Origin of the sequence: Neobacillus niacini (genome assembly GCF_030817595.1) — a bacterium.
Classification (GTDB): Bacteria; Bacillota; Bacilli; order Bacillales; family Cytobacillaceae; genus Neobacillus; species Neobacillus niacini_G.
Genome location: NZ_JAUSZN010000001.1, coordinates 3,652,208 through 3,664,723, shown reverse-complemented (window position 1 = coordinate 3,664,723; position 12,516 = coordinate 3,652,208). Strand labels below are relative to the sequence as shown.

The following is a 12,516-nucleotide window of genomic DNA, read 5'->3' as shown; positions in this document are numbered from 1 at the left end:
AAAGTTAGGAGCGATAACAAATGTCAACTATTCAATCGGAAGCAGTCTTTTATCCAAATCTTGCAGGTTCAAGAGCTTACAGGATCCCATCGATGATTACGACAACGAAAGGAACGGTCATCGCTGGTATTGATGCGAGAATTGTCGATCAAACAGATAATCCTAACCAAATTGACGCTACGATCAGACGCAGTGAAGACCATGGCGTGACATGGGGACCCGTACAAAAATTAGTCGCATTTGCCGGTGAAGGGTTAGACGGAGCTGCCGCCATTGATACATCACTTTTACAAGATGAAGAAACAGGAACCATCTTTATGATCTATTGCCACTCACCAGGTGGAATTGGCCTATGGAAGAGTGAACCGGGAATCGGTTTTGATGGAGATGGCCGCCGCAAATTATATGATCGTGAAGGAAAAGTTCACTTATTATCTGAATCAGGGAAAGTTTATGATACTGAAAACAATGTAACCAGCTATACAGTGGATGAAAATGGATATGTTTTCAATGATGGTCAAGCACAAGGAAATATTTATTTTAAAAAAGGAATTGACCCAAATGAAAGTTTACTAGAAGCGAGAACATGCTTTTTACAAATCATTCAAAGTGAAGATGACGGACTTACTTGGTCCAAACCAAGAGAATTGAATGTATCAGTTAAGGAAGAATGGATGAAGTTTATTGGATCTGGTCCTGGCTGCGGTATTCAATTGAAGCATGGAGAAAAGAAAGACCGTTTAGTGTTCCCAATCTATTTTTCAAATGAAGCGGGAGCCCTGTCTTGTGCTTGTATTTATAGCGATGACCACGGTGTTACCTGGCAGCGCGGTGAATCGCCGAATGACGGAAGAGAGCTGGATGGTGAGGTTCTCTCTGCCAAAACGATTTCAGAAGGAAAACAATATTTGACGGAGTCCCAAGTCATTCAATTACCTTCAGGTGAATTGAAATACTATTTGCGAAACCACTATGGGTTGCAAAGAACAGCCGTTACAACTAGTACTGACGGTGGCGAAACATGGGGCGATGTTACGTTTGACATGACATTGATTGATCCTATCTGCCAATCAAGTGTTGTCCTTTATCCGGATTTAGGAGATGGAAAAATTCGGGTGTTATTCTCCAATCCAGCGGATGAAAAAATGAGAGTGAAAGGAACCGTTCGCTTGAGTGAAGACGGTGGTAAAACATGGCCGTATAGCAAGGTGGTAGAAGAAGGCTTCTATGGTTATTCTTGTTTAACAGTCCTTAAAAATGGCGAAATTGGTGTCCTGTATGAACGCGTGTATGATTACGCTGATTGGAATAACATGGACATAGCGTTTGTTAAGTTTTCGCTAGATTGGTTGAAGTCTTAACTAGTTTCATAGCAAGGTATAAATGGAGGAATAAACTTGAAGCAGATCCCATTATCTGAAAAGTTGTTTCACGGTGCCGTCTCTGTGGAAAAAACGGAAGATTATATGAAACCCTGGAGAATTCCTTTCGACAAGCGAGAATTCTTTTATCCAAACTGCATAAGTGGGCAAGCGGAGCTCCCGGCAGGGGTCCGGATTAAAATTCGCAGCAACACGCAATCGATAAAGATTGGGATTGTGGAAGCAGCGGAATTAATGGAAATGGATTGTCTCATCGATGGCACTCTAGTAAAAACTGCTTACATTCCAGCAGGGGAAACAATGGTATCTTATGATTCTCTTGCTGGTCACATGAAATTGATTGAAATCTATTTATCTCAGAAAGCAGCTGTTCCTATTTCAGGAATATGGATTGATGTAGGAGCAGAGTGGGAACTAGTAGACGATTACCGTTTGCGCTGGATTACGTACGGAAGTTCTATCACCCATTGTTATTATTCTGATAGTCCTTCGCAAACGTGGCCAGTGCTGGCTGCCAAGAAGATGGATTCCAATCTTACCTGCCTTGGGTATAGTGGGAATTGCCATTTAGAGCCAATGGTGGCAAGAATGATTCGGGATCTGCCTGCTGATTTTATTTCCTTATGTGTTGGAATCAATATCGTGGGGGGAACGACATTATCGAACAGAACTTTTTCCCCTGCCTTGATTGGATTTATCCAAACGATTCGTGATGTGCACAAGGATGTGCCACTGGCGATCATTTCTCCTATTTTTCACAGGGAGAGGGAAAAAATTGAAAATGAAGTTGGATTATCACTGGAAAAAGTAAGAACTGAAATTGTCCAGGTTGTAGATATGCTAAAGCGGCATGGCGATCAAAACATCTATTATATAGACGGGCTTGACATGTTCGGCGAAGAATATGAAAAATACATGCCAGATGGGCTGCATCCAAATGGAGAAGGCGACAAAATCATAGCTGTTCGTTTCCAGCAGTTGATCGAAGCGCACGTGCCAATCAGCAGCAAGAAGGAACTAAAATTCTAAAAGAGGTGGGAATATGTTTCAGACAGGTGGCTACATGGAGAAGTTAAACACAATTATGGAATGGATTATGAGGTTCTTTGTCCTTCAATTAATTTGGATAGTATTCTGTCTTGTGGGTCTGGTGATTGGAGGCATATTCCCGGCAACTTTTACGATGTTTGCCATTTGCCGAAAATGGCTCAATAAACAAACGGAATTTCCCATTTTTCGAACGTTCTGGGATATGTACCGTAAAGGCTTTCTAAAGACCAATCTACTGGGTTGGGTTATTACGTTAACGGGCTTGAGTCTCTATTATTATTTCCAACTGTTCAAAGGGTCAGAGGGAATGATCGATCTCGTATTGCTCATTGCCGTGTGGATTGCGGCCATCCTTTATTTAATGACGGTCCTGCTTATTATTCCAGTCTATGTTCATTTTGATATCAAACTGATTAATGTCATTAAGTATGCACTGATTATTGCTATTTCAAATCCATTCCATTGTCTAAGTATGGCGGCGCTTATCATGGGCTTTTGCATGGTGATCATTCTTATTCCTGGACTATTTCCGTTTTTTAGTTTCAGTGTGCTGGCGTTTGGACTAATGTGGATGGCAAAATTAGCCTTTACGAGAATGGAGCAAAAGGTTTTAAAATTAGAGAAGATAAATAATAGCTTAGTATAAAAACTTGATCTAAAAAGGTGGATATCATGACACAGGTAAGAATCGGTGTAATTGGTACAGGCTTAAGGAGTTCGATTGCGAGGTATTGGCATAACCCTGAGGGAAATTCAGTGATTGTTGGCGCAGCCGATGTATCTTTGAAAGCACTGGAAAAATTTAAAAATGAGATTGATAAAGATATTTTTGTAACCACCGATTATAAGGAACTGCTTGAAAGGGAAGACATCGATGCCGTGGCCATTTTATCGCCCGATCATTTACACGAAGAACATGCAGCAGCGGCATTGCAGGCAGGAAAACATGTTTATTGTGAAAAGCCTTTGGCCATCACCCCTGAAGGATGCGACAGGATTATTGATGAAGCAGAAAAGTCAGGAAAACATTTAATGATTGGTTTTAATATGCGCTATATGAGCATGTACCAAACCATGAAAGAAATTATTGACTCAGGTGTCATTGGCGACATCAAAGCCGTATGGGTGAGGCATTTTGTCGGGCTCGGGGGATATTATTATTACCATGATTGGCACGGTACGAGAGCAAATACAACCTCATTATTATTACAAAAAGCTTCTCATGATATTGATGTGATTCATTGGCTGACAAGCAGTTATGCAACAAAAGTCTCCGCTTTTGGAAGTCTTGATTATTACGGCGGAGATCAACCGAATGATCTGCATTGCCCGGATTGCGAAATCAAAGATACTTGTCCAGATGTTAGTCTAAAAACATTAACACAGTGTGCCTTCAGACAAGAAATCGATGTGGAAGATAATAATATGCTGATTATGGAGTTGGAAGGCGGGATTAAAGCTTCGTATATGCAATGTCATTTTACCCCTGATTATTCCCGGAATTATACCTTTATTGGAACAAAAGGACGTCTCGAAAATGATGATGTGAATGACAAGGTCTATGTGAAAACAAGAAAATCAGGTTCATGGCACGAGATGAGTGATATCACCTATGAAATGAAGAAAATGTCTGGTACTCATGGAGGGGCAGATCCACGCATCTGTCAGGACTTTGTGAATTTAGTTTTACACAATAAGCAGCCTTTAACAACGCCTTTTGCCGGCCGGATGAGTGTAGCCGTTGGCTGTGCAGCAACGGAATCGATTCGCTCAGGCGGAAAAGTCGTCAAGATTGACCAAGGAAGACATAAACCAAATCAATCAAGTTTAGAGCCAGTAAAATCATAGATGAAATTCAAGAAATGCAAATACTAGTTTTACAAAAAAAGTCCAAAAGGGGATACCAGCATGAAAGCTTGGGATTTAGACCAATTTAAAGGTGTATTTGTTGCGATGTATTCTGCCTATGATGAGGCAGGCGAGGTTTGTGAGGATAGAGTGAAAAAGCTTGCCCGCTCTTATGTAAATAGCGGGGTAACGGGTTTATATGTCGGAGGCAGCTCTGGCGAGGGGATCCTGCAAACAGCAGAAGAAAGAAAGAAAGTAGTAGAAGCTGTTACAGAGGAGGTTGGCCGCGAGCTAACGATTATCGTCCATGTTGGGGCAAACTCTACAAAAGAAAGTAAGGAACTTGCGATTCATGCAGAAAAATGCGGCGCCCATGCGATCTCAGCCGTTCCAGCAATCTATTACCGTTTGTCTGAACAATCCGTTGAAAAGCATTGGCAGGAAATGATTGACAGCACATCATTGCCATTTATAATTTACAATATTCCGCAGACAACAGGATTTAATTTGACTCAATCACTATTCCAAAAAATGGCTGCGGAGGAAAAAGTAATCGGGATTAAGATGTCTGGAGAAAGTGTTTTTGACTTACAACAATTCAAAGCAAATGCTGGAAAAGAGTTTCTCGTTTACAACGGACCAGATGAGCAATTCTTAGGCGGCCGAATCATGGGAGCAGATGGCGGCATTGGCGGAACTTATGGAGTTATGCCGGAACTATTCTGTTCACTTGACCAATTGTATCGCGCCAATGATATCGAAAAAGCTCAGGAATTACAATTTGAGATTAATAGCGTTATTAAAAAGCTATTAAGCTATCCATCTTTATATGGTGCTTGTAAGTATATTTTATCCTTACGAAATATTGAAACGGGTGCCCCAAGGCTTCCATTATTACCAGTATTAGAGGAGGATTACGCTTCCTTGTCTGATTTAAATGATCATATCCAGCGATTGGTTAACACCTATACAAATGAAGTGGAAAAGGTACTTTAATAGCGCTTATATAGCGCTATCTTTTTTTAAAACTGTGTTAAAGACAGATGAAAAATCCTTATGAAGGACAAAACTCACTGGGAACTTTCTCGATTAGTCCTTCATCGACCTTTGATACCGCTGTACGTACAAATCAACTATGAAATTTAACAAATTAAAAATCGCAAAAGGAGATGGTGATATGAGCATGCACCCTTTTTTCTCAATTATACACAAAGATTTAATTGTATCTTGTCAAGCACTTGAACATGAGCCGCTGCACGGATCCGATATCATGGCGAAAATGGCTCAGGCTGCCAAAGAAGGCGGGGCATGTGCCATTCGAAGCAATTCGGCAGTGGATGTTGCCGCGATTAAAAAACGAACAGGTCTTCCGGTCATTGGGTTGGTCAAGCGTGACTATCCAGACAGTGAAATCTATATCACAGCAACCCTTAAAGAAGTAAAGGAGCTACTGGCAGCAAAGGCTGATGTAATTGCACTTGATGCCACTTATCGTAAGCGGCCAAATGGGGAAACCTTAAAGGATTTAGTCGACTATATTCATGAACATAGTAATGCGTTAGTAATGGCGGATATTGCAACTATAAGGGATGCGGAATATGCGCTAGAATGCGGTGTAGATATGGTCTCTACGACTCTTTCAGGCTATACGGATGACAGTCCAAAACAACATGATCCAGATTTTGAACTAGTTGAACAGCTCTCCCAACGATTACCGATCCCTGTCATTGCCGAAGGACGCATCCAAACACCAGAGCAAGCACGCAGAATGCTGGAATTAGGTGCTTGGTCGATCGTAGTAGGTGGCGCAATCTCAAGACCCCAATTAATCACAAAAGCTTTTGCGGAGGGAATTCGCTAAGAATGAAGCACTATCTGGCCTTTGATATCGGAGGAACACAAATTAAATACGGGATTGTGACCGAAAATGGAGAAATTCTTTCTCACTTTATGATGGATACAGAAGCCCATCTCGGTGGCCGGGCGATCATCGATAAAGTAATTGCAGCAGGAAAAAGCATTGTGGCGGACCATTCCCTCAGTGGAATTGCCATCAGCACAGCCGGACAGGTTAATTTCCATACGGGAACAATTGTCGCTGCTGGTGATACAATTCCGCATTATACGGGTGTCGAAATCAAGAAGCTTGTCAGTGAGGCCCTCGGACTGCCAGTTGAAGTTAGAAACGATGTAGACTGTGCAGCCCTTGGTGAGATGTGGCTTGGTGATCACGGCTCAAGCAATTTCATTGCTTTGACCGTGGGGACAGGCATCGGCGGAGCGATTGTTATTGATGGAAAAATGTATTCGGGGCATTCATTCAGTGCTGGGGAATGGGGCTATATGCTTGTTGACGGAGAACCCTTTGAAAAAAATGCCTCAGTGTCTGGATTAATTCAGTTTGCCAATCACTATAAAGAAACACGTCAATGGACCGGAAAAGAAATTTTTGATTTATATGACCAAAGTGATGAAGAGATTCAGATGGCTGTCAGACAGTTTTTCCGTTATTTAGCGATGGGCATCTCGAATCTTATTTATATTTTTAACCCGGAAAAAGTCATCATAGGCGGCGGCATTACAGCTCGGGGAGAGAAGTTTTTGCAGGAAGTAAAAGAGGAAGTCGAAAAATATTTGTTACCTTCCTTTAATAAAAATACGGAAATTGTTCTTGCTAAACTATCCAATCATGCCGGAATGATTGGGGCGGTTTACCACTTTTTACATTCTCAAAAAGAAGAGTTGACTAAGTGTTAGTGAAAGGAGGAAAAGGAACGATGTTAAAAGCAAAAGAAAAGTACTTTGCTGCCATTTTGATCAAATAAATGTGCTTCAATAGACACTGGCTCATGAAAAAGACCAGCATAATTAGATACTTTCACACTAATTGGTTGATAGCATTTTTTTACTTCATAAATTTTCGGTGTTAACGTCCCATCTGCAAATAACAGTCCATTACCGCAGAAGTTACCATCATGTGGTGATTCACCGAAATCACCGCCATAGGCTAAATACGTTACTCCTGATTCCGTTGTCGTTTGGATGGATTGGTCTTTAAAATCCCAGATAAACCCGCCTTGTAAAATCGGATACTTATCAAATAAATCCGTATATTGATAGAGATTCCCTACGGAATTTCCCATCGCATGAGCATATTCACATACAATATAAGGCTTTGCCGGAATTTCACTCTGTTCTGCATGTAAGGCATATGCTTCCAGCTTTAATGGATGCTCATACATCATGCTTTCAATCTCCGAAGCCTCACTTGATGCACGATAATGGGCCACCCCTTCATAGTGAACAAGACGCGTTGGATCCTCTTCCTTCATATATTGGAGAATGATCAATTTACAGTCATCAATAAGAATTTATTTACCGATGTTAATGAATATGAAGCAAGGTGGACAATGCTGAAAGATGGGGAAGAAATAGCGAGTGACAGCATAAGTGTTTCCTGTAAGCCATTATCATCTGTAACGATTGACCTTAAAGATGTACTAGCAAACTATGTCATGGAAGGTAATGAATATATTATAACCATCAGCTTCCACACGATGAAAGATAGTCTTTGGGCCGAAAAGGGTTATGAAATTGCTTTTGATCAATTTGTCCTAACCGATCGAATCTATGTTCAATCAGTACCAAGTCTGTCCTTGAAAAACATAGAGGAAACAAATGAGCAAGTAAAAGTGGAGGGGGAGACATTCTCCATAACCGTAAGTAAAACATCTGGGTTCATTACTTCATTTATAAAACAGGGTGTGGAGGTTTTAGCTGGGCCAGTTGTACCAAATTATTGGCGAGCGCTAACCGATAATGACCGCGGGAATAAATTGGGTGAACGTGCGGGAATCTGGGAACATGCAGGCAGGAGTGCTGTTTTAGAGCAGATGAATGTAAAGGAACTGGATAAAACAGTTCAAATAGAAACAGTTCTACAATTACAAACCTCTCCTGTTTCAAGATGTAGGATTCATTATGAAATTACAGGAGATGGAGAAATCCTTGTGGCATTTGAGCTACTTCCTGGTGAATCCTTACCTGAGATTCCGGAAATCGGGATAATCCTTCCTTTAGTTAAATCGTTCGAAGCGTTTTCTTGGTACGGAAAAGGCCCTCATGAAAATTATTGGGACCGTGAAAAAGGTGCGAAAATTGGCCTCTACTCATCAACAGTGGAAAATGAATTCATACCGTATTTAAAGCCGCAGGAACATGGGAATAAAATTGATGTTCGTTGGTTTGTAATTGACAATGGTGCTGGGGTGAAGCTCCACGTTACGAGTGATTCATTACTCGAAATGAATGCGGGTGCTTACTCTGCCACAGAATTGCAGGAAGCAGGCCATACGTATCAATTGCCTGAAAGAACAAAAACGTATTTAAGAGTAAATCATAAGCAAATGGGTGTCGGCGGAGATGATTCTTGGAATGCAAAGACGCATCCTGAATTCACATTATTTTCTGATCAAACATATCAATATTCATTTATTTTAAAATAATTTTTATATGAATCTTAACACTTATAAATTTTGTTAAAGTAGGTTTTATAACTCTGTTGATTGGAGAAAAAGCTTTTTCGCTCCAATCAACAGATGTGTCTAACAGAGTGACAGTTAAGAAAGTTGTATCAAAGCTTAACTTGTTGGGTTGACACAACAAGTTGCGGTGATATAATTTATGTAAATTAGGTTGAAAGGGTGGAATAATTTGGTGGAACAGGGATTTTCAACAAAAAGTTTAAGTTCTTTAACAAAGGTTTTTGCTGATCAAGAACTGAAGGACGAGGCAATTAACAAAGGTTCAGCGCTTTTAAATGAATCGTACTCTTTCCAGATTGCCTATAAATCTAGAACACTATTAAAAGACATTAGAGTGCAAGTAAATTCTGCTTTTAATGAGAAGATTACAATCCGTTCTGTGGGGCTTGTTCCATCTGAGTTGCCATGTTACCACGATCATGATGATCTCATTCTTAAATCCACACCAGGATTATATCCGGATCCCCTTTATCCGATTCATGATATAGATGGTTTAATAGCCTTTCCAAAACAGTGGCGTGCTATTTGGATTACTGTTGATCCTCAAGGAGATGTGAATCCAGGCAGACATCCAATTGAAGTAATTTTTGAAAAGAAAAACGGGGAATGCCTTGGTAAGGAGACTTTTGAATTAGAGGTTATTGCCGCCGAACTGCCTCAACAAAAATTAATCCATACTGAATGGTTCCATACGGATTGCCTGGCTACTCTTTATAATGTAGAGGTTTTTAGTGGAGAGCATTGGAGAAGAATTGAGCAATTTGTTCAAACTGCGGCAAAGCATGGTATGAATATGATTCTCACACCAATCTTTACACCTCCTTTAGATACGGAAGTCGGGGGAGAGCGGCCGACTGTGCAGCTTGTTGATGTAGAAAAGTCAGGTGAAGCGTACTCTTTCCAATTTGAAAAGCTAAAAAGATGGGTTGATTTATGTAAAAAACAAGGGATCAAGTATTTTGAGTTTTCTCATCTTTTTACACAATGGGGAGCAAATCATGCGCCGAAAATAGTTGGATATGAAAATGGAGAATTGAAACAATTATTTGGCTGGGAAACGGATGCAATGAGTCCTGAATATCGAGGTTTTCTTCAGCAATTTATTCCTAGTTTGATAGAATTTATTAACCAGAATAGTTTAGAAGATCAATGCTTTTTCCATGTTTCGGATGAGCCGCATCTAACCCAGGTTGAATCTTATAAAAATGCTAGTTTAATCCTGCAAGAATTACTAAAGGATTTTCCAGTTATTGACGCGCTTTCAGACTATACCTTCTATGAAAAAGGCATTGTCCAAAATCCGATTCCATCCAATGATCATATCAATGCCTTTATAGAGAATGGGGTAGAAAATCTTTGGACCTATTATTGCTGTGCCCAATATAAAAAGGTGGCAAACCGATTTTTCTCGATGCCATCGTTTCGTAATCGAGTTTTAGGTATCCAGCTATATAAATATAAAATCGCTGGCTTTCTTCATTGGGGTTATAATTTTTGGTATGCACAATATTCAAAAAAGGCGATTGATCCATTTAAAAATACTGATGCCAATTATGCATTCCCTTCCGGAGACGCTTTTCTCGTTTATCCGGGTGAAGATGGTCCGATTGAATCGATAAGACTCGAGGTAATGAATGAAGCACTGCAAGATTTAAGAGCGCTTCAATTGCTGGAAAGCGTCGTTGGAAGAGAACAAGTTTTAGCGCTTTTGCAAGACGGATTGGATTATGAAATAACCTTTGATCAATATCCTCAAGAACTAGAGTGGTACCTTCAAAAAAGGGAACAGATTAATGAAAAAATTAAGAGAGAAGGTGTAGTATGTCAGCATTAACCTATAATCAAAACTCCTTCTTATTGGATGGCAAAGAAATTCGCCTATTAAGCGGGGCGATGCATTATTTCCGTACAGTGCCTGAATATTGGGAGGATCGTTTAATAAAGTTAAAAGAATGTGGCTTTAATACGGTGGAAACCTATGTAGCATGGAATTTACATGAACCTGAGGAAGGACAATTTGTTTTTGAGGGTATTGCTGATATTGAAACTTTCATCAAAACGGCAGAAAAAGTTGGTCTTCATGTCATTGTCAGACCAGGTCCATATATTTGTGCCGAGTGGGAGTTTGGCGGTTTCCCTTATTGGTTATTGACGGTGCCGAATATTCAATTACGCTGTTATAATCAACCGTATTTAGATAAAGTAGATGCGTTTTTCGATGTGTTATTTGAACGATTGCAGCCATTGCTGCGTGGAAGCGGCGGGCCGATTATTGCCATCCAGGTTGAGAACGAGTACGGCAGTTATGGGAATGACCAAAAGTATTTGCAATATATGCGGGACAGTATCCAAAAACGGATTGGTCAGGAGCTGCTTTTTACTTCTGATGGTCCGGCACCAAGTATGCTGAATGGCGGGATGATTGAAGGTGTGTTTGAAACCGTCAATTTTGGTTCACGAGCAGAAAGCGCATTTGAGCAATTAAAGCAGTTTCAGCCAAACGCACCGCTGATGTGTATGGAGTTTTGGCATGGATGGTTCGATCATTGGGGTGAGGAGCATCATACGCGTTCCTCTGAAAGTGTCATCGAGACATTGGATAGTATTCTAGAGCAAAATGGTTCTGTCAATTTTTATATGGCCCACGGGGGGACGAATTTTGGTTTCTATAATGGAGCCAATCATAATGAGGAAGTCTATCAGCCGACGATTACAAGCTATGACTATGATGGCTTGTTGACAGAATCCGGGGATGTAATAGAAAAATTCTTTGCGGTGCGAAAGACGTTTGAAAAATACGTTGAGCTGCCAGAAATGAAATTACCTCCTGTGACACCAAAAAAACAGTATGGTGAGGTCATTTTGGGGGAGCGCGTTGCTTTGCTAGATTCATTAAATCAACTCTCAAGTCCACTAGAGAGCCGAACTCCTTTAACGATGGAGGAGTATGGGCAAGGTTATGGATTCATTGTCTATGAAACGGTGATTAAAGGAGCTTACGGGAAGCAGACAATCACGGTTCAGGACATCCATGACCGCGGGCAAATTTATTTGAACGGTGAATATGCTGGCTTAGTCGAGCGAATTGGCGGCCGCAGAAGTATTGAGGTTGATATCACTGAGGCAGAAACAAAACTGCAGATTGTAGTTGAAAATATGGGACGAGTTAATTATGGTCCGTTCCTTAATGATTTTAAAGGGATTACCCAAGGTGTAAGAGCAGGCAATCAATTTTTATTTGATTGGACTGTATATCCATTACCGTTAAAGGATTTGAGTTCCTTAACGTTCACCAGTGATGAAGCAAAAGAAAATCATCCTTATCTTCACCGGGGGACCCTGAATATTGATGAAGCGGCCGATACGTTTATCGATATGTCCGGGTGGACGAAAGGGATCGTATTTGTGAATGGGCATAACCTTGGCCGATATTGGGAAATCGGACCACAGCAAACTCTTTATGTCCCAGCTACATTTTTGCATAGAGGAGAAAATGAAATTGTCGTATTGGAATTACATGACCATAAAGGAACTGTGACGTTTGTGGACCAACCCATTCTAGGATAATGGTTTGTTTTTAAAAACAGTTATTTTGCGGAGGCTGGGAATAGACAAAAATAATGAGTCTCCATTTCAATGTGTTTACTAGATTCGTGTTTTGATAACATGAATCTTTTTTTTTTCATCATTTA

Annotated in this window: 10 protein-coding genes and 1 pseudogene; 10 read left to right on the top strand and 1 reads right to left on the bottom strand. The window is 40.5% G+C overall.

Annotated elements, in window-relative coordinates:
* The first annotated feature begins 20 nt into the window (after nt 1–20).
* From QFZ31_RS17430 to QFZ31_RS17400, 7 genes are all read left to right on the top strand, one after another.
* On the top strand, nt 21–1,361 hold the full coding sequence (locus QFZ31_RS17430) for a sialidase family protein (protein WP_307305050.1): 1,341 nt from the start codon (nt 21–23) through the stop codon (nt 1,359–1,361).
* A 36-nt stretch (nt 1,362–1,397) separates the two neighbouring features.
* Nucleotides 1,398–2,411: an SGNH/GDSL hydrolase family protein gene (locus tag QFZ31_RS17425; protein ID WP_307305047.1), complete on the top strand. Its 1,014-nt coding sequence runs from the start codon at nt 1,398–1,400 to the stop codon at nt 2,409–2,411.
* A gap of 13 nt (nt 2,412–2,424) precedes the next feature.
* The gene (locus QFZ31_RS17420; protein WP_307305044.1) at nt 2,425–3,078 is read left to right on the top strand and encodes a YesL family protein; all 654 of its coding nucleotides are present in this window, start codon (nt 2,425–2,427) and stop codon (nt 3,076–3,078) included.
* Nucleotides 3,079–3,104: 26 nt separating this feature from the next.
* Nucleotides 3,105–4,280: a Gfo/Idh/MocA family protein gene (locus tag QFZ31_RS17415; protein WP_307305041.1), complete on the top strand. Its 1,176-nt coding sequence runs from the start codon at nt 3,105–3,107 to the stop codon at nt 4,278–4,280.
* A gap of 60 nt (nt 4,281–4,340) precedes the next feature.
* Complete coding sequence (locus tag QFZ31_RS17410) at nt 4,341–5,276, top strand: dihydrodipicolinate synthase family protein (RefSeq protein WP_307305037.1); 936 nt, start codon at nt 4,341–4,343, stop codon at nt 5,274–5,276.
* A 181-nt stretch (nt 5,277–5,457) separates the two neighbouring features.
* Complete coding sequence (locus tag QFZ31_RS17405; protein ID WP_307305035.1) at nt 5,458–6,141, top strand: N-acetylmannosamine-6-phosphate 2-epimerase; 684 nt, start codon at nt 5,458–5,460, stop codon at nt 6,139–6,141.
* A gap of 2 nt (nt 6,142–6,143) precedes the next feature.
* On the top strand, nt 6,144–7,037 hold the full coding sequence (locus QFZ31_RS17400) for an ROK family protein (RefSeq protein ID WP_307305033.1): 894 nt from the start codon (nt 6,144–6,146) through the stop codon (nt 7,035–7,037).
* Between the two features lie 119 nt (nt 7,038–7,156).
* On the opposite strand, the pseudogene QFZ31_RS17395 reads toward QFZ31_RS17400, so the two are convergent.
* Nucleotides 7,157–7,615, bottom strand: a pseudogene (locus tag QFZ31_RS17395) (glycoside hydrolase family 2 TIM barrel-domain containing protein); the annotation flags it as partial.
* On the opposite strand from QFZ31_RS17395, the gene QFZ31_RS17390 reads away from it, so the two are divergent.
* The 3 genes from QFZ31_RS17390 to QFZ31_RS17380 all read left to right on the top strand — a co-directional run bounded on the left by QFZ31_RS17390 (nt 7,562) and on the right by QFZ31_RS17380 (nt 12,391).
* Nucleotides 7,562–8,785 (top strand): beta-galactosidase small subunit family protein, encoded by a 1,224-nt coding sequence (locus QFZ31_RS17390; protein ID WP_307305030.1) that lies wholly within the window; start codon nt 7,562–7,564, stop codon nt 8,783–8,785. The pseudogene QFZ31_RS17395 and the gene QFZ31_RS17390 sit on opposite strands and share 54 nt — an antisense overlap.
* Before the next feature lie 211 nt (nt 8,786–8,996).
* Nucleotides 8,997–10,658, top strand: coding sequence for a DUF4091 domain-containing protein (locus tag QFZ31_RS17385; protein WP_307305029.1), 1,662 nt, complete (start codon nt 8,997–8,999; stop codon nt 10,656–10,658).
* Nucleotides 10,646–12,391 carry a glycoside hydrolase family 35 protein gene (locus QFZ31_RS17380; RefSeq protein ID WP_307305025.1) on the top strand — a complete coding sequence of 582 codons (1,746 nt, stop codon included), beginning with the start codon at nt 10,646–10,648 and terminating at the stop codon, nt 12,389–12,391. The genes QFZ31_RS17385 and QFZ31_RS17380 overlap by 13 nt, the downstream gene beginning before the upstream one ends.
* Nucleotides 12,392–12,516: the final 125 nt, after the last annotated feature.

Bases quoted from the DNA above. Each gene is read 5' to 3' on its own strand.
- QFZ31_RS17430 (WP_307305050.1), top strand. From the start codon at position 21: ATGTCAACTATTCAATCGGAAGCAGTCTTTTATCCAAATCTTGCAGGT.
- QFZ31_RS17420 (WP_307305044.1), top strand. From the start codon at position 2,425: ATGTTTCAGACAGGTGGCTACATGGAGAAGTTAAACACAATTATGGAA.
- QFZ31_RS17415 (WP_307305041.1), top strand. From the start codon at position 3,105: ATGACACAGGTAAGAATCGGTGTAATTGGTACAGGCTTAAGGAGTTCG.
- QFZ31_RS17410 (WP_307305037.1), top strand. From the start codon at position 4,341: ATGAAAGCTTGGGATTTAGACCAATTTAAAGGTGTATTTGTTGCGATG.
- QFZ31_RS17405 (WP_307305035.1), top strand. From the start codon at position 5,458: ATGAGCATGCACCCTTTTTTCTCAATTATACACAAAGATTTAATTGTA.
- QFZ31_RS17400 (WP_307305033.1), top strand. From the start codon at position 6,144: ATGAAGCACTATCTGGCCTTTGATATCGGAGGAACACAAATTAAATAC.
- QFZ31_RS17390 (WP_307305030.1), top strand. From the start codon at position 7,562: ATGGGCCACCCCTTCATAGTGAACAAGACGCGTTGGATCCTCTTCCTT.
- QFZ31_RS17380 (WP_307305025.1), top strand. From the start codon at position 10,646: ATGTCAGCATTAACCTATAATCAAAACTCCTTCTTATTGGATGGCAAA.